Below are 20,688 nucleotides of genomic sequence, written 5' to 3'. Positions count from 1 at the left end.
ATTCATTCTAATACAACAATAATAATGTAATACAAAACAACAATTTTTTATTGTAAATCGATAAAATATAGTTTAAAGTCAAATTAACAATAAATAACTGAGGTGGCACTTATGAAACAAGGAACAACACTCTTTTTAAAAATAGCTGTTATTCTTATTGGAATCCCAGTTCCTGCTTTGTGCATATTTTTGGTACCTAAGATAGGGAATTTTGCAGCAGAATTATATCCAGATATTACTTATATGAAATATCTCGTTTCAATCGATTTATATGCAACAGCCATACCTTTTTACTTTGCTCTGTATCAAACTTTTAAACTTTTAAACTATATCGACGAGAACAAAGCTTTCTCGAATTTATCTGTAAAAGCATTAAAGACTATCAAATACTGTGCCATCCTGATCAGTATCTTGTATGCAGTAGGGACGCCACTCTTTTACCTTATGGGGGAGAAAGACGACGCTCCAGGTGTCATCGTAATCGGATTGATCTTTATTTTCGCTTCTATAGTGATTGCAGTCTTCGCTGCTGTTCTTCAAAGGCTTCTAAAAGAAGCTGTTGATATAAAATCAGAAAATGACTTTATAGTCTGAGGTGAATAACATGGCGATTATTATCAACATCGATGTGGTACTGGCTAAAAGGAAAATGAGCGTTACTGAACTTTCGGAGAGAGTTGGCATCACAATGGCTAATCTTTCTATATTGAAAAATGGAAAGGCAAAAGCGGTTCGATTGTCAACTTTAGAGGCGATTTGTAAAGCTTTAGAATGTCAACCGGGGGATATTTTGGAATATCGAAGTGATGAAGAAACGAAAAAGCCCTAAAGTAGGATATTTAACATAGAAAGGAAAAAAGACAGTTTTCCGATGGTAAACCAATATATATAATCCTAAATCTATTTCACAATTATACTAAGCAGGACCTAGATCTACACATATCCAGAAAAAACCATTGGAGGGACAAAAAATGAGAGAACTGAAACAACTCGTTTGCTTTGGTTGGGAGCAAGCTCTTTCCTGTTTGTTTCCTGTCGTTATTTTTGCATCTTTGGCTTTCACACAAATCATGCCACTTCCCTTCCTACCACGGTATGACTGGTTGCTCATCATCTGCCTTCTGATGCAGTGGTGGATGGTGCGTTCTGGGCTTGAAACACGGGATGAACTGAAGGTTATCACATTGTTCCATGTTATTGGACTTGCACTGGAACTTTTTAAGGTACATATGGGCTCTTGGTCTTATCCAGAGGCAGGATATTTTAAAATTTTCGGAGTACCTTTGTATAGTGGATTTATGTACGCAAGTGTAGCAAGTTATCTTTGCCAAGCGTGGAGAAGGTTTAAGGTTGAACTGATAAAGTGGCCACCGTTTTTAGTAGTTGTACCTCTAGCAACTGCGATATATTTAAATTTTTTCACCCATCATTATTGGATTGACATTCGTTGGTGGTTAACTGGACTAGTAATCATCGTCTTTTGGCAATCATGGGTTACATATGAGGTTGATGGAACTCGTTACCGCATGCCACTCGCACTTTCTTTTGTACTCATTGGATTTTTTATTTGGGTAGCCGAAAATATCGCAACATTCTTTGGAGCTTGGAAATATCCAAACCAAACCGATGCATGGAATGTCGTACATCTAGGCAAAGTGAGTTCATGGCTCTTATTAGTAATTGTTAGCTTTCTAATCGTAGCGACGTTAAAGCTGGTCAAAAAGTTCCACTAAGATAAATACTAGTCTTTTTTAAAACTATTAAGAATATTATTAAAAAGGTCGATTTCGTAACATAATAAGGGATTCGACCTTTTTTAATGAAGTTTTCCTAGATTGATAAATTATAGAAATCTGTATTTCCACTATGGATTACCAATCTCGCCAGCCTTCTGTGATATCTTCTTCTGTCTCCAATCCTTTCATTTCCTCTACCATCTTGACACCCCTATTAATCAAGTATAAAACGCCTACTTTTTTAGTAGACGTTTCTTGTTTATTGTATAACTTTTCACTTCTGAAGACATACCCTGAAAATAAACGGCCATTGCCCAAGCAGACATTTGATAATCTGGAATATCGCCTCTGTTATAACCATGGATCAAAAATGTTAATTCTTCTTTTGAAAAACCTTTCTCATCACGATTCTTTCGAATAATTTTCTGCAAAAGTCATCCTTTAACCTCGCTTAGTAACCCTTTTACCAATTGAATAAACTTTGGCTTTGTCCTATTTGCAGTTTCCATTACTTGTTCATGAGTCAGAGGCTCTAGTTCTTCTCCTATTGCCATATCGGTAATACACGAAATTCCCAATACTTGTAAACCTACAAAACTTGCAGCGATCACCTCTGGAACGGTTGACATTCCTACTGCATCACCACCTAAATTGCGAAGCATGATCAACTCAGCAGGGGTCATATAAGTCGGTCCACTAATTCCAGCATAAACCCCTTTCTGAATTGAAAAACCATGACTACTTGCAATTTGTTCTGCTAGTTTTATCAAATCAGGTGTATAAGCACTGCTCATATCCGGAAATCGAGGGCCAAGTTCAGCAGTATGAGGCCCAATTAATGGATTTGAACCAGTCATATTGAGGTGATCTGTAATAATCATGAGATCTCCTGCTTGGAAGTTTGCATTCATCCCACCTGCTGCATTGGTAACCAGTAACGTTTCTATTCCCAGTTGCTTCATTACATAGACAGGAAACACAACTTCTCGCTGTGTATAGCCTTCATAAAAATGAAATCTACCTTGCATAGCTACAACTGTTTTGCCTTCTAGTTCTCCTATAACTAACTGACCAGCATGTCCTTCTACCGTTGATATTGGAAAATGAGGAATTTTGTCATAAGCAATCTTCCTACTATTTTTGATTTGATCTGCTAAATCGCCTAAGCCTGATCCTAAAATAAGTCCAATGGATGGTTTTTCTGTAATTATTTTTTTTATCGCTTCGGCAGCTTCTTGTATTTGAGTATGGTTGCTCATGAACAAATCTCCTAACGTAGATCTTTTATGATACCATGCAATAACTGAATAAAATCTTCTTTCACACGTTCTGCTGTTTCCATGACTTCAGCATGGCTAAGGGGTTGTGGCAAAATACCAGCTGCCATATTGGTAATGCAAGATATTCCTAATACTCGAATTCCTGCATGGCGAGCTACGATTACCTCAGGAACCGTCGACATTCCCACAGCATCTCCACCAATGGCTCGAATCATACGAATTTCTGCTGGAGTTTCATAAGAAGGTCCTTGTACTGCTGCATAAACCCCAGATTGAAGTGATACTCCTTGTTTTTCAGCTACCATTTTTGCCAACTCACGTAACTGCCTATCATAAGCTGCTGACATGTCTGGAAAACGTTCCCCTACCGTTGAATCATTAGGTCCAATCAATGGATTTTGATACATCAGATTGATATGATCTTGAATTAACATTAAGTCTCCAGCTTGATAGGAGGTGTTGACTCCTCCTGCTGCATTGGTCACAAGGATAATTTCTACTCCGAGTTCTTTCATCACACGAATCGGAAAGGTAACCGCTTCGATTGGATGACCCTCATAAAGATGAAATCTACCTCGCATCGTAATAACATTTTGCCCCTCTAACTCTCCAATTACTAATTCTCCTGCATGTCCCTCTACAGTGGATAAAGGAAAATGTGGGATTTCTTCATAAGAAATGGTAACTGGATTTTGAATCTCATCCGCTAACATTCCTAAACCAGATCCCAAAATTAAACCGATTCTAGGTTTCTTATTTATTCGTTCTTGTATCGAACGAACCGCTTCTTTTAAAATAGTCATCTCGCTCAACCCTTTATTTTTTGATAAAAACTTTCCCCAAGTGGAGAAGCTACATCGAAAATCTCCGCAATAGTAGCTCCTACGTCAGCAAATGTATTTCGGATTCCTAAATTTTTCTCACCTGTCTTTTTTTCTTTGTTTCCAGTAGTGTACACGAGCAAAGGTGTATATTCTCTTGTATGGTCTGTACCATGAAAAGTAGGATCATTCCCATGATCTGCAGTTATGATGAGTAAATCTTTTTCCGTTAGTTTGTCGAGAATTTCCGGAACACGTGCATCGAACTCTTCCAAAGCATTGGCATAACCCACCGGATCTCGACGATGTCCAAACTTAGCATCAAAATCAACCAAATTCACAAAAATAAAGCCCTCTTGGATATCATCATAGCAAGTAAGAAGCTTATCTACTCCATCCATATTGGATTCTGTATGTATGGACTTACTGATGCCCTCTCCTGCGAATATATCAGATATCTTCCCTACTGCTACTACCTCTACCCCTGTATCATACAGATGATTGAGAATTGTTTTACCTGGTGGTTTGACACTATAGTCTTTCCGATTGGCTGTTCTAGTAAAGTTGCCTGGTTGTCCTATAAATGGTCTAGCTATCACTCTGACAACAGACCATTTATCTTGCAGTGTCAGTTCTCTGGCAATTTCGCAAATATGATATAACTCCTCCAAAGGAACTACTTCTTCATGCGCGGCAATCTGAAATACACTGTCTGCAGAAGTATAAACAATGATATTTCCGGTCTCCATATGTTCCGAACCTAGTTCTTCAATAATTTGTGTTCCAGAAGCAACGCAATTTCCAATTACTTTGCGACCTGTTTTTTCTTCTAAGGTTTGAATAAGTTCCAACGGAAATCCGTTTGGATAACTCGGAAAAGGAATATCGGTTCTCAAACCCATCATTTCCCAGTGACCTGTAGTCGTATCTTTTCCTTTTGATATCTCTACCATCTTTCCATAGAATGCTGTCGGAACGTCCGTTGGCTGTACTCCCTCTAACGTTTCGATATTCCCTAAACCTAATTTTTGCATATTGGGCATATGTAAACCATGTTGATGCTGTGAAATATGTAACAATGTATGAGAACCAACATCATTAAAATCTTTCGCATCAGGTAACTCCCCAATGCCAACACTGTCTAATACAATTACCATTACTCGAGATATAGGCAACATTTTTCACCTCTATATGAGAGTATAAATGAGTCAAGTCTAGTCGAAATATTGTAAATGCTGTTTCTTTTACACTTTCTAATCTAACAAAAAAGGGACTCGCCGCATAGCCTTAGCATGCACTTCATCCCTTACTGCCATCCTTTAAAATTGAACCTACTCGCCAATCCAATAAAAAACAAGTAACCGATCCAACCATGTCGAGTCACGTATGAAATTTTGCTGAGATTCCATAGTAGAAACTTTAACAGCATTTCCAAAAGGCTCTTGATAAGGCGAACGTATTGGAAAAAAATACGAAAACAACTGAAGCAATTGCGAGAGCATAAACACAAACAACAAAAAGAGACAGATAAAAAAACTCACTCTCTTTATTCTTTGAAAAGAAAAAATCATCCCAATCACCCTTATTTCCTTATCACTACTTCAATTTATGGAAAAGGGTAATGGTTTATGCTAAAGAATAGCTAGATTCATGACATCGTTTAATGGTGTATAGGGGAGCTGTAAACTTTCTGCAACAGCCTCATACGTAACATGTCCATTCATTACATTTACACCTTTAGCAAGCGGTTTGCTAGACTGAATCGCTTTTTCAGCACCTTTTGAAGCAAGGAGCACTGCATATGGAACAGTGACATTCGTAAGAGCAATCGTAGAAGTACGTGGAACTGCCCCTGGCATATTAGCAACAGAATAATGAACAACACCATATTTTTCATACGTCGGCTCACTATGGGTGGTAACACGATCAATCGTTTCTATGGAACCACCTTGGTCGATTGCTACATCCACAATAACAGAACCAGCTTCCATCTCTTGGACCATATCTTCTGTCACTAAGCGAGGTGCTCTTCTACCTGGAATCAAAACTGCTCCGATTAATAAATCTGTTTTTCGAACGGCTTCTCTTATATTGTAAGCATTGGAAATAACGGTGTTCAAACGTCCTCCAAATATATCATCTAATTGACGTAATCGATCTGGGTTTACATCAAGTAAAGTCACATTTGCTCCAAGGCCCAAGGCCATTTTTGCAGCATTGGTCCCAACTACTCCTCCACCAATAATCACTACATTGCCAGCAGGTACTCCAGGTACCCCACCAAGAAGTACACCTTTACCGCCATGAGGTTTTTCTAAAAACTGTGCACCAATCTGGACAGACATCCTACCTGCAACTTCACTCATCGGTGTCAATAATGGTAATGCTCCATTATCCATTTGGATTGTCTCATAGGCAATTGCAGTTACTTTTTTCTCCATCAGTGCCTTTGTTAACTCCAACTCTGGGGCTAGATGGAGATATGTAAATAAAATTAAATTTTCACGGAAATATCCATATTCAGAAGGAAGAGGCTCCTTAACTTTCATAATCATTTCAGCCTTGGACCAAACTTCTTCTGCTGTACCAATTATTTCTGCTCCATGACTCGCATATTCTTCATCTGTGAAACCGCTTCCAATCCCGGCATTTGTTTCAATGATCACTTGATGACCAGCATGCGTTAACGCATCAATACCAGCAGGTGTAATTGCTACACGATTTTCATTATTTTTTATTTCTTTTGGAACACCAACTATCATAAGTTCTTCCTCCTTTAGATGACAAGTATATCTTACCACTTTTTAAAACAATTTAGTCCACAAAAAAAGAGATCTTTATTTGATCTCTTCGAAATTACGTAACACGAGCACCAACAAGCTTTTTAGGATCTGCAACCACTTCTTTGCAACGTCTACAGACACCATGAAAAGTTAGTCGATGGTCCACAATCTGAAATTCATATTCTTCTTCTACTCTTGCTTCAATCGGCGTTAATAAATCTTCCATAATTTCGTCTACTTCTCCACAATTTAAACAAATCAAGTGATGATGATGATGTTCTGCCCCTTCAGCCCTAAATTCATAACGCGTAACACCATCACCAAAGTTCAGTTTATGAATGACAGAGAGGTCACTTAACAACTCCAGAGTACGATAAACAGTAGCTAATCCAATCTCTGGTGCCTTCTCCTTCACCAACAGGTAAACATCCTCAGCACTGAGGTGTGCTTCCTCATTCTCTATAAGAACACGGACAGTTGCTTCCCGTTGGGGGGTTAACTTGTAGTTATGGGCAGATAGTTGTTGTTTAATTTGATTCACCCGTTTTTCCACAGACACCACCCCCTATGCCATATATTCATTATAGGTGAGAAATCAGGGGGAAGTCAAACTAAATGAAAAAAACTATCAGATAAGAATTATTATAACAAACTACATCGAAAAAGGAATAACATTTTTCATCCACAAAGGAGAAATATAGGCTTCTGTTGCAGCTACAATCAACAAACAAACAGTGAGTGTTGATGCTAATATCGAATACCTAACAAATTGCGGATAAATCGGTCCCCTACTATGAATAAACCGATTACGAACCAAAGTAATGGAGAACTGAATCCCTGCTACGGATAAAACAAGTAATACTGGTATTACTACTATATTAATGGGAACCACGGCAGCAATAGCAAACCATAATCCTTTCCACGAAAGCTGATTGATCAAAAATCCAATCGTAAACCCGATGACCAAGCCCTTGAAAAATAAATAGACAAGCATAATGGGGATCCCAATCACGGATAAACCAAGTATCCACATTAATGCGAGCATTTTAAAGTAATCTCCAATAGAATGTTGAAAAGCTACGCTGGGATCTGCAATATCATCTTGGGCTAAACCTTGAAAAAAATAATGTAAGTATTGCAGTAGTTCCCCTTTTTTATTGATATCCAATGTATTAACGATAACTGCTCCAAATACGACACCTACTAAAAACAATACGCTTACAAACAAATAAATAGATTTGTGTTCTATGAGGTGCTCCATCAACATGTGTAAAAATCGATTTTTCCGTTTCATATCATCCCTGCCTTTCTCTTCTACTTAAATCTATGAAATAGAATAAACAGATATGATAGGATACTTCTTTGTTTGCTAGAAAAACAAAAAAAGATTCCTTCGTGGAATCTACTTCTGTTCAATGATTGGATAAGTAATCCATCCGATGATATCTTTTTGTCCATCATTACCGCTTACATAACACCATATTTCTGCATCTTCTTCGTCTACTTTTGTATCTCCAACATGTAGTTTTTGTTCCTTGATAACTTGCAGTAGAACACTCGATTTTTCCTCTGGCTTTTCATACACATTTCCTTGATCTGCCGTAACTTGTTGATCCGTGTTTTTCAATTCGTTTGCTTTTTTTACAGCTGCTTGATATTTTTCGTCTTCCTGATTGCTTCCCTCATCATCGTTTTTGGGTTCTTCAACAGGTGGATTTGGAGAAGGATTTGGATCTGAATCGATTGGAGGCTGTGGTTTAGGGACTACTACATCTACAGGTATGACTACTTTTGGAGGAATACTAGGAACTGGCTTATTTTCTCTTATTACAGTGATAATTTTTTCATGTACCTTCTCAAAAATCGGCTTATTCCCGACTATATCATTTATTTGATTGGAAGAAGAACTAATAGGAAGAAACATATTGGGAGTAGGAACAGGTTTTTGTTGAGTAACCTGTTGTTTATCTTTTGGTGTTTGTTCAGATGAAAACGTCACCAAACCACAGCCAGAAATAAAAAGCCAACAAATAAGCATCCATGTTAAACAAAAAATTCGTTGCATTTCAAACCTCCAAATGGATCATTTATTCCAAAAAAATACATATTGATTTGTTATGAACATTTTCTGAAAAAAACAAAAAGAAATCAATACAGATATTCTGCAAATTGTTACTTTTTTAGTAACAAAAAAACAGACAGCCGAAATTCAGCTGTCTGATAGATAAAATCATTCGAATCGATATATGCTCTCTACGATTACGCCACAGAAGTACGTAAGACCTAGACAAATGGAACTAATCATACCAGGAGCCTCTAAGAACATGGACACATCGGAGTGAAAGTACAGATAAAGCATGGCGTATGTAATGGGAAAAATCGTATTCAGTACTAAAATAATACGAGAAACCAATCCACATGCCGTTATATTCCTCCGATAGTAATAACCAAGTAGCGTGTTTACAAGAAAAACAAAGGTAAGTAGTCCATAGAGCAACATATCACCTAGTGCCTTTCCCAGTAACATAATCCCAAAAAAACAGGCTGCATATAACAGAAAGATAATAGGATAACGCGCTATTGGTTTGCGGTACCAGTCATTCAATACAATTATCAAATTGAATGCAATTACCACTAAAGTTGTTAGAAGTAACAATAATGGCCAAAAATAGGACCATTCAAAGAAATTGATAATGATTAGCCCAGATACAAACGGTAGTACATACAATACCCAAAGTCTAAGTGTATACCGTGCTGCTGTGAGGGAAATGTTTCTGTTTTGTGTTTCGTGATTCACTTCCATCACCCCGAAGTAATAAACAGAATACTTCCATTATACCATAAAAGATGTCTTTTCACAAAACTTTCAAATGTCTTACTGTTTTAATTGCCATAATGTGATAGCGTAAATTGTTTTTGCATCACATATTTCACCACTATTTATTTTATCTATACTCGCTTCTAAAGAAAGCTCCACTCTTTCAACAAATTCATCCTGATCAGGAGATGTATTTCCTAGAGTTAATTGATCCGCTACAAACAAATGGATATATTCATCAGCAAAACCTGGTGAAGTATAAAACCCTACTATTTTCTCCCAAGTTTCTGCTGTATAACCTGTCTCTTCCTGTAATTCTCTACGTGCACATGTTTCTACTTCTTCTCCTATTTCTAGTTTTCCTGCCGGAATCTCATAAATAGTCTTTTCTAATGCTTTACGAAACTGTCGAACCAATACCAATTTATTCTCTTTTGTAATTGCCATTATTGCAACTGCACCAGGATGTTTCACAATCTCTCGATAAGATGTACCTCCATCTGGTAAAGAAACATGATCCAAATGCAAATCAATTATTTTTCCTTCATATAATTTTTTCGTGGACAATGTTTTTTCTTCTAAATTTTTCATCGGGTATGTATCTCCTTAGCTAGACATATTTTTTATTATATCTTTTTTCTGGCAACACTGGACGGATAGCCATGAATGGAGGAAAATAAAAGTGAACAAAAGCATAAAACTTACTGGTAAAGCGTGGCAAATTCAAGCACAATTACGTCAATGGGCTAAATCACCTATTACTCTAGCAGAATTCATTGATCGTAATACAAGTAAAGGAAAACATTTGCGCCTTATCAAGTAAGAAAATCCATATGGGGTGAATCATTCTGAACGCATATCAACCAGATACCGTGGAATCACTACAAGAAGCATCGAAAAAAATTAAAGAATGGGAAGAAGACCAAGCAGACCTTTGGTTCTGGGAAAAGATTGGTCGTATTCCTTTTGCTATCCTAGACAAAATAACACCCAAGATCATTCAAAAATATATTGGTATAGCACTAGATGAATTGGGGAGCTATATCCAAACAGGCGGACAGTATCTAATCTCTCAAGATAAAATACTTAGACAATATGCCAATTACCTCTCTCTTCCATCTTCTGAGGTAACCATTGAGCATATTCCTCAAGTTCCCTTAGGATTAATGAACCAAATTGCAAAAGACAACAAAGACAACCATACGAATTTCGCTACAGTTCAAGGGGCTACAACTGGATTTGGCGGGATTTTCACGTTAGCCATTGATATCCCTGTTGTGCTTGGTACATCATTAAAAGTTTTACAAGAAATGGCCATTACGTATGGGTATGATCCACGAAAGAAAGAAGAACGTATCTTCATCGTGAAATGCTTGCAATTTGCTAGTTCTGATTTTGTAGGAAAAAAAGCAATATTGAAAGAACTAACCGAGGCTAGTGATGACACGGAACAAGAAGCGATCTCCAAACTCCAAGGTTGGAGAGAAGTTATCTACTCTTATCGAGATAATTATGGATGGAAAAAGTTATTTCAAATGGTTCCAATTATCGGAATGCTGTTTGGAGCGATCATCAATCGATATACTATCCAAGATGTTGCAGAAGCTGGGGAAATGTTATATCAAAAAAGACGTGTACTCTCCAAATTAAAAGATTTCGAATATAAGTGGGAAGATGATCAAACAGTAACAGAAAGAAAGGAGGATGAGAACATAGATGAAAATCTATGACATTAGTGAACCCCTTTTCAATGGAATGACTGTTTGGCCCGAAGATACGGAATATCAATACCGACTATCTTCTGTTCTCAGTTCCGATAGTATTGCCAATGTGGGAGCAGTTTCCTTTAGCATGCATACAGGAACACACATTGATGCACCTTTTCATTTTGATAAAAACGGCAAAAAAGTACATGAATTGGATTTATCTATTTATATAGGCCCCTCTAAGGTGATTCACCTATTGAAGAAACCATTCATTACAATAGAAGATTTAAAAGCTTTTCCTCTACATGATGTAAAAAGATTATTGATTCGGACAGATTCATGGACAGATAAGTCTTCCTTTCCAAATACATTTACTTATATCGAACCAAACGTAGCTAAGTTTCTCCAAGAACAAGGAATATTTTTACTTGGTTTGGATGTTCCATCTGTAGATCCAGCTGAAAGTAACACCCTAGCTGCTCATCATGCTTTGCATGAATCAGAAATCCACATTTTAGAAAGAGTCGTGCTTAGTGATATTCCAGAAGGTGATTATGAACTAACTGCCTTACCACTTCCCATAGCAAATGGTGATGGTAGTCCTGTGCGAGCTGTACTCCGATCATACTCCTAACAATCCATCCCTTATCAAATGATAAGGGATGGATTGTGTTATAACGATTCAATTACTTTTTGATATAAATTTATATTGCTTTAAAATAACAAACTATGTATTATATATATAAATTCCGATTTACTTAGTCGGACTTAACAATTGAATCATTCTTATCCAGAGAGGCGGAAGGAATTGGCCTGATGAAGCCTCGGCAACAGATTTGCAAAAACACTGTGCCAACTCCAACAAGTTCTGCTTGAAAGATAAGAAGAGGAAATGAATGTTTGCCTCTTGACTCATAAGCAGTCAAGAGGTTTCTTCATACATATGAAGCTACATTCTAAAGACCCAATCGAGCGGATCATCCAAAAGTTCGGAGTACTTATTACATTACTAGGAGGATCATTTTATGGATTTCAAAGAAACACAGAAACATTTGACACAAGTACCAAAACGTATCCGAGAGCAATATGGTTATTATCGGGCTTTTTCAGACGAGATTTTTTCCAAAGGAGTACTAACAGCTCAAGAAAAAGAAATCCTTGCAATAGCAGTTGCACATGTAACCAAGTGCATCTACTGCATTCGATTCCATACCAAAAAAGCAAAAAAACTTGGTGTATCCATCGAAGAATTATTAGAAGCTGTTACAATCACTGGTGCGATCGAAGCCGGAAATACACTTTATGCTTATCAAGAAAATAGAGAAAAAGCTGATTATTTCCCAAACCACTCTGCTGATCGTTTATCTTATATCGACCCTGCCAAAAAAGAAGGTGTACTGAGTAAAAAAATAAGATTATTAACGATTGTTGCTGTTTCGCATGCTCTTCCATCTGCCTCTCTTCAACAAAAATCACTCCAACAAGCACGAGAAAATGGTTTAAGCGATGCAGAAATCGAGGATGCCATTCTTGTAACAGCAGCTCTAAAAGCTGGTGGTGCAGTCTCTCATGCAGCAGAGCTGGTCAGTGAATACAATGATTAAAAAGCGTTTGCTCTTTTCGTTTTCCTCTTTAATTGTATGGATATTACCAATTCTATTTTTGATCGGATGGCAACTAATTGGACGAGCTGATACCCTCCCAACACCCCTACAAGTCTTAGAGGGAGCTAAACGTTTGTATCTGGATGGAACCCTGCTTGATGCAATCTGGATTAGCACCAAGCGAGCTTTTGTTGGTTTCTTTATAGGTGGCAGTATTGGATTTTTATTGGGACTACTCAATGGATTATCACCATTGAGTTCCCGTTTACTCGATACATCGATTCAAATGATCCGAACGATCCCACATCTAGCTCTTATCCCTTTGGTCATCTTGTGGTTTGGTGTAGAAGAGTCAGGAAAACTATTTTTGGTTGCTCTTGGAGTTGCTTTCCCCATTTATCTCAACACCTATCATGGGATACGAAATGTTGATCGAGGATTGATGGAGATGGGAAAAGTTTATGGATTAAAAGGTATATCTCTATTTCGACAGATCATTTTACCAGGTGCGCTACCTTCTATTTTGGTAGGCATCCGCTATGCGTTAGGCATCATGTGGATGTCACTGATTGTAGCAGAGACCATTGCCTCTGACTCTGGAATTGGCTACATGGCGACTTCAGCCCGAGAATTCATGCAAATGGATATTGTTTTATTAACCATCATTCTATATGCATTCCTTGGGAAATTTTCAGATTTTGTAGCAACCGTATTAGAACGAAAATTATTAGGTTGGCATCCAAGTTTTTCAAAACTTGAGGATTCGTAAGGAGGTACACACATGTCTGGAATTCGTATCCATGTACATCAACTGAGTAAACAATATGCCTCTCTTTCCGTTTTAAAAGAACTCGAATTACAATTGCATGAAGGAGAATTTCTTGCCATCGTTGGTCGAAGTGGTTGTGGTAAAAGTACTTTTTTACGATTACTAGCAGGCTTGGAAGAACCAACTGATGGGACGATGTTATTGGATGGTCAACAAGTTAACGGTATACATCCTCATTTGCGTATCATGTTTCAAGATGCTCGGCTATTGCCATGGAGAACCGTGCTCCAAAATATAAAAATTGGCGGAAAAGATCAGTCCGATAAACAAATTTCTGAATCACTTTCCCTTGTGGGACTTGAAGAGAAAGGAAATCAGTGGCCTAGTAAATTATCAGGTGGGCAAAAACAACGAGTTGCCCTAGCACGAGCATTAGTAGGAAATCCGAAAATCCTTCTTTTGGATGAGCCTTTGGGTGCACTCGATGCCCTCACCCGCATTGAAATGCAACAGTTGATTGAAAGATTATGGTTAAAACAAAAGTTCACTTCCATCTTAGTCACACATGATGTAAGTGAAGCTGTTACCCTCGCAGACAGAATCATTGTATTTGAAGATGGAGAGATTGCTCAAGATATCCGAGTTGATCTACCTAGACCTCGTGTGAAAAACAGTGATTTCGCCTATTATGAGCGAACCATCTTGGATCAATTAATGGGAAAAACTCTTGTCCATGTGTACAGTATGTAACATTCATTTTATTAGGAACTAAATCCGACAAAATCGATATGAATTAACAAATTAAGGAGCTAAATCCAATGAATAAACGTTTTCTCATCACAGTAGTTGCCCTACTCTCCATTTTTTCTCTCCTCTTAGCAGGATGTTCGACTGGTCAAAGTAGTAGTGATTCCAAAGAAAAAAAAATAATCAAAATCGGATACCAAAAAGGAAATACCTTAAACGTCTTAAAAGCTCGTGGAACGTTGGAAAAAACACTCACTAGCAAAGGAATAACGGTTGAATGGGTTCCTTTTACTATGGGAACGGTACTACTCGAAGCCTTGAATGCAGGCAGTATTGACTTTGGACATGCTTCTGATGGAAATAGTGTATTTGCCCAAGCCGGTGGAAAACCAATTGTCTATACAGCATCAGAATCACCTTATCCAAAAGGGGTAGCTATCATCGTAGCAAAAAATTCCCCTATTCAATCCGTAAAAGATCTCAAAGGGAAATCGGTTGGGATATCCAAAGGCGGGAATCAACAATACCTTCTAGCAAAAGCATTAGAAAAAGAAGGTTTGGCTTTCTCCGATATCAAACCAATATATTATAAAGATGCCTCTGAAGCACGAGCACTATATGATTCAAAAAGCGTGGATGCTCTTGGCTTCTGGGATCCATATCTTGCGGTATTGGAAGAAGATACAGAAATTCGAACGATTGTAAATGGAGAAAACTTGACAGAAAATCGAACCTATTACTTTGCTTCTCCTACCTTTACAAAAAACAATGCAGATCTATTGAAAATTGTGTTAGATGAACTCCAAAAATCAGACCAATGGTCCAATGACCACCCAAAAGAAGTAGCTCAGATCTTGTCCAAAGAACTGGGAATTAGCCAAAGTGCACTTGAAGTAGCAACCAAACGAAGAGAATATGGTGTATTAAAAATCGATCCGCATGCTATTGTGGTACAGCAAGATTTGGCTGATACATTTTTCAACCTAAAAGTTCTTCCCAAAAACGTAGATATTGATTCCACGATAAAGAAGAATCCAAACTGGCTACCTGAAAGTGTAAAATAACTTCATGCTTTTGATATCATTTAAAAGAGCGGAATCATCTGCTCTTTTATGTGTATCGGTTATTTAATTTAGTTTGTTGAAATTTTTTTCTTGTACTTTGTTTATTGTCTTCTCTTTTGATTACTCCAAACTAATCCGATAATGATTATCAAACAGCCAAGCAGTTCCAATCAGTAATAATTACCTGATTCCATAAATAATCGATCCCTGCGGCGAAAACTGCTTCCATGGTAAGAATAAGACTAGCTCTATTTGGATCAGTGTATCGCTGTAAATATGCTTGGGATCACATAAGCTACTACAGTGGCAAGAAAGGAGCAAACCACTATTGCACGGAACACTGACGGTTGTAAAATAACTTCAATCGAAAACACCTTTTTACATGGTTCCCAAGCAAATGCTGCAAGTCTGCAGAAGGAAGTCACGAAAATCATTTGAACAGTGACAAGAGGAAAAACCGAATGGCTGGTTCCCCATTTTTTGATACAAACAATATGCAAAGCAAATGCAAATGCACCAAATAATGCAAACAAATCTCCACGATTAATGGTAGAATATTGATATCCAGATAAAAGGGAAAGACCGAATATTACAAAAATTAAACTGACAATGGAGCGAATAGTAAGTGGTGTTGATAATAGAAAAAATGGGGACAATTACTACTACGGAACTATTGAGACTCCACACGACTAAAGTCGTGGGATTCTTAGGTAGTTAGCGCACTCACTCCATTTCTGCTTTGTGCAACTCCCAAGTTCAGGGCTGTCTCATCAGCCCGTCCCATGCAGTTAGAAGTGTACCCACATGGGCGGAACGCCTGTTACCAGCGTTCTAGTCCTCTTCCTGCCTCTAATGGTTTTACTCGGTAGGAGACCGATCCATTTGCTACCGAAACCCTATACCATTACATTTTCAAAGAACAAACCTACTAGCCGTAGGATGATCACCGATCATGTGTTCTATTTTACAAAATATTCGTTGCTCTTGCAACCCCTTTTTTTGGGGTTTGGAGCAACGCCGTCTTTCATCCCACGATTCAAACCGTGGGCTTTCAGTCGGCAAAAGTCTCTAAGCTAAGGACCTGTAGAGCAAATCCTAAAGCTAACAATCCACCTAACGCAAAGCCCAATAGCCATAAAGACTTCTGCATCAAAGACAGTCGATAAATGAAAGTAACGATGATTAGCAAACATACCGTAGCAACAAAAAGGCGGAGAGTAAGAAATGTAAGTGGAGGTAACCACTTGATCGCATCTTCCATCAAAACAAAGGTACTCCCCCAAATAAACGCCAATATGAATATGCAAAACTCTGCCCAACGCTTCGTCATTCGAATATTCCCTTTCTGACGATATCTTCCAGAGACAATTTCCCTTCTTGTTTCATATACACAACTACTAAAAAATGGATCCCAAGAAGTATATTATATCAAATAAGGCATCTTTCGAACTAATCATCCACCTTTGTCTACTAACACTCTATACTTACATTTTCTCATGCTTTTTTTATCAGACCGTGAAATATGAAAGAGTGACCAAACAAAGAAAAAAGAAAGCGCTTGCACAATTTGGTTTCTTCGATATAATACTTGTATACAAGTATACTCGGATAAGTATTAGGAGGTGGTTTTCATGATTGAATCAAGAGATTTTCTATATCCGACGAAATGGCTTGCTAAAGCTTCTGCTGGTGAACGAGTAGCTAGTGAGTTAAGAATGCGGATAATCTCTGGCACTATTAAAAGCGGTACCATTTTATCAGAAAACAAAATAGCTACAGATTTTGCTGTGAGTCGATCCCCTGTACGAGAAGCTTTAAAACTACTTGCATCCGAAAATATCATTCGATTAGAAAGAATGGGTGCAGTGGTTATTGGTTTAACCGAAAAAGAAATAGAAGAAATTTATGATGTACGTTTACTCATCGAAACGTTTGTATTTGAACGGCTTGTAAAAATGGACATAGCAGATTTAGTAAAGGAACTCAGCAAAATCCTTGAAATGATGAAAGTCGCCATCAAATATCAGGATGCAGATGAGTTTTCTTATCAAGATGTCCTATTCCATGAAACGATTATTCGCGCAATTGATCATTCCTACATGCTGATGATCTGGAATAATCTAAAGCCCGTAATGGAAAGCTTTATCCTTTTATCTATGCGTGTTCGCTTCAAAGAAAAATATGATGACTTTACACGAATCGTGGAAAATCATGAGCTGTATATTCAAGCAATAGAGACAAAAGATAGAGAAAAGATGATCCAATCTTTACACCAAAACTTTGATGATGTTCAAGGAAAAGTAGAAGATTTATGGATGTCACAGCAAATGCTAGTAAAAGGAGTAGAGCAAGAAAATGACTAGCTATATGTTAGGTGTAGACATCGGGACAACCAGCACGAAAGCTGTCTTATATACGGAAAAGGGTAAAATTATGGAGCAAGAGAATATTGGTTACCCTCTTTATACACCTGATATGTCTACAGCAGAACAAGATCCAGAAGAAATATTTCATGCAGTATTACAAGCCATTATGAATATAACAAAACAGCATACTCAAAAAAAACCATTATTTCTTTCGTTTAGTAGCGCTATGCATAGTGTCATTGCTATGGATGAAAAAAACCAGCCACTGACACCATGTATTACTTGGGCAGATAATCGCAGTGAAGCATGGGCTCATAAAATAAAGAATGAATTAAATGGACATGAAATCTATAAACGAACAGGCACACCGATTCACCCTATGTCACCTCTAACGAAAATTGCTTGGATTGAGCACGAACATCCTGAAATCGCAGTTCATGTCAAAAAATATATTGGGATAAAAGAATATATCTTTCAAAAATTATTTGGGGAATATGTCGTTGATCATTCGTTAGCTTCAGCCATGGGAATGATGAATCTCCAAACCTTAGACTGGGATAAAGAAGCATTAAAAGTAGCTGGAATAACACGTGATCAGCTATCTAAATTAGTACCAACAACCCAAATATTTCGTAACTGCCGAGCCGATCTAGCGAATCAGATAGGCATTGATCCCCAAACGCCATTCGTCATCGGGGCAAGTGATGGAGTACTTTCTAATTTAGGTGTAAATGCGATAAACAAAGGAGAAATTGCTGTCACCATCGGGACAAGCGGAGCTATTAGAACGATTATTGAACAACCACGAACAGACGAAAAGGGCAGGATTTTCTGCTATGCCCTAACAGAAAAACATTGGGTCATTGGAGGACCAGTAAACAACGGCGGAATGGTTCTACGTTGGATTCGAGATGAACTGGCTTCTTCCGAGGTAGAAACTGCAAAAAGATTAGGGATTGACCCATACGATGTACTTACCAAGATTGCAGAACGAGTAAGACCAGGCGCTGATGGTTTGTTATTCCATCCATACCTTGCTGGTGAGCGCGCACCTTTGTGGAATCCAGATGTTCGAGGTTCATTTTTCGGCTTAACCATGTCACATAAGAAAGAACATATGATTCGAGCTGCTTTAGAGGGAGTCATTTACAATCTATATACTGTATTTTTGGCACTAATGGAATGCATGGATTCACCTGTAAGCCGAATAAAAGCCACAGGAGGATTTGCAAGATCTGATATTTGGCGGCAAATGATGTCCGATATATTTGAATCGGAAGTTGTAGTACCAGAAAGCTATGAAAGTTCCTGTCTGGGTGCTTGTATTTTGGGGTTATATGCGATGGGAAAAATCAACTCTTTCGAGGTAATTTCGAACATGATTGGCAGTACCTATAAACACACACCAAAAGAAGACGCCATGAAAGAATATAGACAACTATTACCAATCTTTATTCATTTATCTAGAGTACTAGAAGAAAATTATACACAAATTGCTCATTATCAACGAACGATCATCAACCACAACTAGACTATTAGGAGGAATTAAGATGCCGTTAATCATTGTAGCAGTTGGTATTCTCGTATTACTACTACTCATTATGGGCCTAAAATTAAATACCTTTATTTCTCTCATCATTGTATCGTTTGGAGTTGCTATATCACTTGGAATTCCGCTTGGTGAAATTGTCGCATCTATCGAAAAAGGATTAGGTGGTACACTCGGTCATTTAGCTTTGATTTTTGGACTTGGAGCGATGTTAGGAAAATTAATAGCTGATTCAGGAGGTGCCCAGCGAATTGCGATGACACTCGTTAATAAATTTGGAGAAAAAAATATTCAATGGGCAGTCGTTGTTTCTTCTTTCATTATAGGTGTAGCCTTATTTTTTGAAGTAGGTTTAGTATTACTCATTCCCATCGTCTTTGCCATTTCAAAAGAATTAAAATTATCTATTCTGTATCTTGGGATTCCAATGGCAGCAGCATTATCTGTAACGCATGGTTTCTTACCTCCACATCCTGGTCCGACGGTAATCGCTGGTGAATATGGAGCAAACCTTGGCGAAGTTTTACTTTATGGTTTTATTATTGCTATTCCTACTGTTCTTTTAGCTGGACCTTTATTTACGAAACTTGCCAAAAAACTAGTACCAGAATCATTTACAAAAACAGGTAATATTGCATCTTTAGGGGAACAAAAAGTATATAAACTTGAGGATACACCTGGTTTTGGAATCAGTGTATTTACTGCCATGCTCCCTGTTATTCTCATGTCAATAGCTACTATCATTACATTGCTTCAAAAAACAATGGGTTTTGCAGATAACTCTTTTCTAGCAATTATTCGATTTATTGGTGATGCATCTATTTCTATGTTGATATCCATATTAGTTGCCATCTATACAATGGGCTTAGCGAGAAATATTCCTATAAAAACGGTTATGCAATCTTGTACAACTGCCATTACCCAAATTGGTATGATGCTCCTAATCATTGGTGGCGGAGGAGCCTTCAAACAAGTATTGATTGATGGTGGTGTAGGTGACTATGTGGCTGAACTATTTAAAGGAACGACATTGTCACCAGTCTTACTCGCTTGGATCATCGCTGCAATACTACGAATTGCTTTAGGATCTGCCACTGTTGCCGCCTTAACCACTGCTGGTTTAGTAATACCTTTGTTAGGTCAATCTGATGTAAATCTAGCTCTAGTAGTACTCGCAACCGGAGCAGGTAGTTTAATCGCCTCTCATGTGAATGACGCCGGTTTCTGGATGTTCAAAGAGTATTTTGGTTTAAGCATGAAAGAAACTTTTGCCACATGGACTTTACTTGAAACTATTATTTCGGTGTCTGGATTAGCATTTATTCTTTTACTCAGTACAGTAGTATGAAACTAAATTAAAAAACTAATAAAAACGACTTGAGATCTTCGATAAATATCCCAAGTCGTTTTTATTTACGTTCTACTTCTTCATTTGAGACAATCTC

26 protein-coding genes and 1 riboswitch are annotated in these 20,688 nt (G+C 37.7%); of the genes, 13 read left to right on the top strand and 13 right to left on the bottom strand.

All coding sequences use genetic code 11. The annotated features are described in order from the left end of the window. Nucleotides 1-111: 111 nt before the first annotated feature. The 3 genes from A3GQ_RS0102445 to A3GQ_RS0102435 all read left to right on the top strand — a co-directional run bounded on the left by A3GQ_RS0102445 (nucleotide 112) and on the right by A3GQ_RS0102435 (nucleotide 1,733). Nucleotides 112-594 carry a DUF2975 domain-containing protein gene (locus A3GQ_RS0102445; protein WP_028775701.1) on the top strand — a complete coding sequence of 161 codons (483 nt, stop codon included), beginning with the start codon at nucleotides 112-114 and terminating at the stop codon, nucleotides 592-594. 10 nt (nucleotides 595-604) lie between these two features. Further along, entirely contained in the window at nucleotides 605-829 is a 225-nt protein-coding gene (locus tag A3GQ_RS0102440; RefSeq protein WP_028775700.1) for a helix-turn-helix domain-containing protein, read from the top strand. Nucleotides 830-971: 142 nt separating this feature from the next. After that, nucleotides 972-1,733 carry a DUF817 domain-containing protein gene (locus tag A3GQ_RS0102435; RefSeq protein WP_028775699.1) on the top strand — a complete coding sequence of 254 codons (762 nt, stop codon included), beginning with the start codon at nucleotides 972-974 and terminating at the stop codon, nucleotides 1,731-1,733. A 236-nt stretch (nucleotides 1,734-1,969) separates the two neighbouring features. Here the strand turns inward: A3GQ_RS0102435 and A3GQ_RS0102425 are convergent, their stop codons facing one another. From A3GQ_RS0102425 to A3GQ_RS0102375, 11 genes are all read right to left on the bottom strand, one after another. After that, nucleotides 1,970-2,167: a hypothetical protein gene (locus tag A3GQ_RS0102425; protein WP_028775698.1), complete on the bottom strand. Its 198-nt coding sequence runs from the start codon at nucleotides 2,165-2,167 to the stop codon at nucleotides 1,970-1,972. Between the two features lie 3 nt (nucleotides 2,168-2,170). Next, nucleotides 2,171-2,995: a purine-nucleoside phosphorylase gene (locus tag A3GQ_RS0102420; RefSeq protein WP_028775697.1), complete on the bottom strand. Its 825-nt coding sequence runs from the start codon at nucleotides 2,993-2,995 to the stop codon at nucleotides 2,171-2,173. Nucleotides 2,996-3,006: 11 nt separating this feature from the next. After that, nucleotides 3,007-3,819 (bottom strand): purine-nucleoside phosphorylase, encoded by an 813-nt coding sequence (locus A3GQ_RS0102415; RefSeq protein ID WP_028775696.1) that lies wholly within the window; start codon nucleotides 3,817-3,819, stop codon nucleotides 3,007-3,009. Nucleotides 3,820-3,824: 5 nt separating this feature from the next. Then, complete coding sequence (locus A3GQ_RS0102410) at nucleotides 3,825-5,015, bottom strand: phosphopentomutase (RefSeq protein WP_028775695.1); 1,191 nt, start codon at nucleotides 5,013-5,015, stop codon at nucleotides 3,825-3,827. A 153-nt stretch (nucleotides 5,016-5,168) separates the two neighbouring features. Further along, entirely contained in the window at nucleotides 5,169-5,408 is a 240-nt protein-coding gene (locus tag A3GQ_RS0102405) for a DUF4227 family protein (protein WP_156877512.1), read from the bottom strand. 60 nt (nucleotides 5,409-5,468) lie between these two features. Continuing rightward, a complete protein-coding gene (gene ald / locus A3GQ_RS0102400; protein WP_028775693.1) occupies nucleotides 5,469-6,599 on the bottom strand; it encodes an alanine dehydrogenase in 1,131 nt (376 codons plus the stop codon). A gap of 94 nt (nucleotides 6,600-6,693) precedes the next feature. Further along, complete coding sequence (gene fur / locus A3GQ_RS0102395; RefSeq protein WP_028775692.1) at nucleotides 6,694-7,173, bottom strand: ferric iron uptake transcriptional regulator; 480 nt, start codon at nucleotides 7,171-7,173, stop codon at nucleotides 6,694-6,696. Between the two features lie 99 nt (nucleotides 7,174-7,272). Continuing rightward, a complete protein-coding gene (gene spoIIM / locus A3GQ_RS0102390) occupies nucleotides 7,273-7,914 on the bottom strand; it encodes a stage II sporulation protein M (RefSeq protein ID WP_037463611.1) in 642 nt (213 codons plus the stop codon). A 108-nt stretch (nucleotides 7,915-8,022) separates the two neighbouring features. Next, nucleotides 8,023-8,685, bottom strand: a complete 663-nt coding sequence (locus A3GQ_RS0102385) for a hypothetical protein (protein WP_028775690.1) — start codon at nucleotides 8,683-8,685, stop codon at nucleotides 8,023-8,025. 165 nt (nucleotides 8,686-8,850) lie between these two features. Beyond that, nucleotides 8,851-9,417, bottom strand: a complete 567-nt coding sequence (locus tag A3GQ_RS0102380) for a hypothetical protein (protein WP_156877511.1) — start codon at nucleotides 9,415-9,417, stop codon at nucleotides 8,851-8,853. Nucleotides 9,418-9,495: 78 nt separating this feature from the next. Then, nucleotides 9,496-10,029 (bottom strand): NUDIX hydrolase, encoded by a 534-nt coding sequence (locus A3GQ_RS0102375; protein ID WP_028775688.1) that lies wholly within the window; start codon nucleotides 10,027-10,029, stop codon nucleotides 9,496-9,498. A 91-nt stretch (nucleotides 10,030-10,120) separates the two neighbouring features. Between A3GQ_RS0102375 and mciZ the strand changes: the two genes are divergently transcribed. From mciZ to A3GQ_RS0102340, 7 genes are all read left to right on the top strand, one after another. Beyond that, nucleotides 10,121-10,261, top strand: a complete 141-nt coding sequence (mciZ, locus tag A3GQ_RS26030) for a Z-ring formation inhibitor MciZ (RefSeq protein WP_169818232.1) — start codon at nucleotides 10,121-10,123, stop codon at nucleotides 10,259-10,261. A gap of 49 nt (nucleotides 10,262-10,310) precedes the next feature. After that, the gene (locus A3GQ_RS0102365; RefSeq protein WP_245596716.1) at nucleotides 10,311-11,168 is read left to right on the top strand and encodes an EcsC family protein; all 858 of its coding nucleotides are present in this window, start codon (nucleotides 10,311-10,313) and stop codon (nucleotides 11,166-11,168) included. Next, a complete protein-coding gene (gene kynB, locus A3GQ_RS0102360; RefSeq protein ID WP_028775686.1) occupies nucleotides 11,155-11,778 on the top strand; it encodes an arylformamidase in 624 nt (207 codons plus the stop codon). Before A3GQ_RS0102365 ends, kynB begins: the two co-directional genes overlap by 14 nt. Before the next feature lie 149 nt (nucleotides 11,779-11,927). Further along, nucleotides 11,928-12,030: riboswitch (SAM riboswitch) on the top strand. Nucleotides 12,031-12,169: 139 nt separating this feature from the next. Further along, nucleotides 12,170-12,748, top strand: coding sequence for a carboxymuconolactone decarboxylase family protein (locus tag A3GQ_RS0102355; RefSeq protein WP_028775685.1), 579 nt, complete (start codon nucleotides 12,170-12,172; stop codon nucleotides 12,746-12,748). After that, nucleotides 12,741-13,517 (top strand): ABC transporter permease subunit, encoded by a 777-nt coding sequence (locus A3GQ_RS0102350; protein WP_051271153.1) that lies wholly within the window; start codon nucleotides 12,741-12,743, stop codon nucleotides 13,515-13,517. Before A3GQ_RS0102355 ends, A3GQ_RS0102350 begins: the two co-directional genes overlap by 8 nt. Nucleotides 13,518-13,529: 12 nt before the next feature. After that, complete coding sequence (locus A3GQ_RS0102345; protein WP_028775683.1) at nucleotides 13,530-14,267, top strand: ABC transporter ATP-binding protein; 738 nt, start codon at nucleotides 13,530-13,532, stop codon at nucleotides 14,265-14,267. Nucleotides 14,268-14,335: 68 nt separating this feature from the next. After that, nucleotides 14,336-15,328, top strand: coding sequence for an aliphatic sulfonate ABC transporter substrate-binding protein (locus tag A3GQ_RS0102340; protein WP_028775682.1), 993 nt, complete (start codon nucleotides 14,336-14,338; stop codon nucleotides 15,326-15,328). A 257-nt stretch (nucleotides 15,329-15,585) separates the two neighbouring features. On the opposite strand, the gene A3GQ_RS0102335 is transcribed toward A3GQ_RS0102340, so the two are convergent. Next, nucleotides 15,586-15,984, bottom strand: a complete 399-nt coding sequence (locus A3GQ_RS0102335) for a hypothetical protein (RefSeq protein ID WP_028775681.1) — start codon at nucleotides 15,982-15,984, stop codon at nucleotides 15,586-15,588. A 395-nt stretch (nucleotides 15,985-16,379) separates the two neighbouring features. Then, a complete protein-coding gene (locus tag A3GQ_RS0102330) occupies nucleotides 16,380-16,658 on the bottom strand; it encodes an EamA family transporter (RefSeq protein ID WP_028775680.1) in 279 nt (92 codons plus the stop codon). A 301-nt stretch (nucleotides 16,659-16,959) separates the two neighbouring features. Between A3GQ_RS0102330 and A3GQ_RS0102325 the strand changes: the two genes are divergently transcribed. Genes A3GQ_RS0102325 through A3GQ_RS0102315 form a run of 3 tightly spaced genes read left to right on the top strand, consistent with a single transcriptional unit; the run spans nucleotide 16,960 to nucleotide 20,591 of the window. After that, on the top strand, nucleotides 16,960-17,691 hold the full coding sequence (locus A3GQ_RS0102325) for a GntR family transcriptional regulator (protein WP_028775679.1): 732 nt from the start codon (nucleotides 16,960-16,962) through the stop codon (nucleotides 17,689-17,691). Then, on the top strand, nucleotides 17,684-19,225 hold the full coding sequence (gntK, locus tag A3GQ_RS0102320; RefSeq protein ID WP_028775678.1) for a gluconokinase: 1,542 nt from the start codon (nucleotides 17,684-17,686) through the stop codon (nucleotides 19,223-19,225). Before A3GQ_RS0102325 ends, gntK begins: the two co-directional genes overlap by 8 nt. 19 nt (nucleotides 19,226-19,244) lie before the next feature. Further along, complete coding sequence (locus tag A3GQ_RS0102315) at nucleotides 19,245-20,591, top strand: GntP family permease (protein WP_028775677.1); 1,347 nt, start codon at nucleotides 19,245-19,247, stop codon at nucleotides 20,589-20,591. Nucleotides 20,592-20,688 lie beyond the last annotated feature (97 nt).

Origin of the sequence: Shimazuella kribbensis DSM 45090, assembly GCF_000428065.1 — a bacterium.
In the GTDB taxonomy this organism is placed as follows: Bacteria; Bacillota; Bacilli; order Thermoactinomycetales; family Thermoactinomycetaceae; genus Shimazuella; species Shimazuella kribbensis.
The sequence above is the reverse complement of the archived record's forward strand: the minus strand, read 5'-3'. Positions and strand labels throughout refer to the sequence as shown.

Excerpts from the sequence above, each read along its gene's own strand:
- A3GQ_RS0102445 (WP_028775701.1), top strand. The coding sequence starts at position 112 with ATGAAACAAGGAACAACACTCTTTTTAAAAATAGCTGTTATTCTTATT.
- A3GQ_RS0102440 (WP_028775700.1), top strand. The coding sequence starts at position 605 with ATGGCGATTATTATCAACATCGATGTGGTACTGGCTAAAAGGAAAATG.
- A3GQ_RS0102435 (WP_028775699.1), top strand. The coding sequence starts at position 972 with ATGAGAGAACTGAAACAACTCGTTTGCTTTGGTTGGGAGCAAGCTCTT.
- A3GQ_RS0102420 (WP_028775697.1), bottom strand. The coding sequence starts at position 2,995 with ATGAGCAACCATACTCAAATACAAGAAGCTGCCGAAGCGATAAAAAAA.
- A3GQ_RS0102415 (WP_028775696.1), bottom strand. The coding sequence starts at position 3,819 with ATGACTATTTTAAAAGAAGCGGTTCGTTCGATACAAGAACGAATAAAT.
- A3GQ_RS0102410 (WP_028775695.1), bottom strand. The coding sequence starts at position 5,015 with ATGTTGCCTATATCTCGAGTAATGGTAATTGTATTAGACAGTGTTGGC.
- A3GQ_RS0102405 (WP_156877512.1), bottom strand. The coding sequence starts at position 5,408 with ATGATTTTTTCTTTTCAAAGAATAAAGAGAGTGAGTTTTTTTATCTGT.
- ald (WP_028775693.1), bottom strand. The coding sequence starts at position 6,599 with ATGATAGTTGGTGTTCCAAAAGAAATAAAAAATAATGAAAATCGTGTA.
- spoIIM (WP_037463611.1), bottom strand. The coding sequence starts at position 7,914 with ATGAAACGGAAAAATCGATTTTTACACATGTTGATGGAGCACCTCATA.
- A3GQ_RS0102385 (WP_028775690.1), bottom strand. The coding sequence starts at position 8,685 with ATGCAACGAATTTTTTGTTTAACATGGATGCTTATTTGTTGGCTTTTT.
- A3GQ_RS0102375 (WP_028775688.1), bottom strand. The coding sequence starts at position 10,029 with ATGAAAAATTTAGAAGAAAAAACATTGTCCACGAAAAAATTATATGAA.
- kynB (WP_028775686.1), top strand. The coding sequence starts at position 11,155 with ATGAAAATCTATGACATTAGTGAACCCCTTTTCAATGGAATGACTGTT.
- A3GQ_RS0102355 (WP_028775685.1), top strand. The coding sequence starts at position 12,170 with ATGGATTTCAAAGAAACACAGAAACATTTGACACAAGTACCAAAACGT.
- A3GQ_RS0102350 (WP_051271153.1), top strand. The coding sequence starts at position 12,741 with ATGATTAAAAAGCGTTTGCTCTTTTCGTTTTCCTCTTTAATTGTATGG.
- A3GQ_RS0102345 (WP_028775683.1), top strand. The coding sequence starts at position 13,530 with ATGTCTGGAATTCGTATCCATGTACATCAACTGAGTAAACAATATGCC.
- A3GQ_RS0102340 (WP_028775682.1), top strand. The coding sequence starts at position 14,336 with ATGAATAAACGTTTTCTCATCACAGTAGTTGCCCTACTCTCCATTTTT.
- A3GQ_RS0102330 (WP_028775680.1), bottom strand. The coding sequence starts at position 16,658 with ATGACGAAGCGTTGGGCAGAGTTTTGCATATTCATATTGGCGTTTATT.
- A3GQ_RS0102325 (WP_028775679.1), top strand. The coding sequence starts at position 16,960 with ATGATTGAATCAAGAGATTTTCTATATCCGACGAAATGGCTTGCTAAA.
- gntK (WP_028775678.1), top strand. The coding sequence starts at position 17,684 with ATGACTAGCTATATGTTAGGTGTAGACATCGGGACAACCAGCACGAAA.
- A3GQ_RS0102315 (WP_028775677.1), top strand. The coding sequence starts at position 19,245 with ATGCCGTTAATCATTGTAGCAGTTGGTATTCTCGTATTACTACTACTC.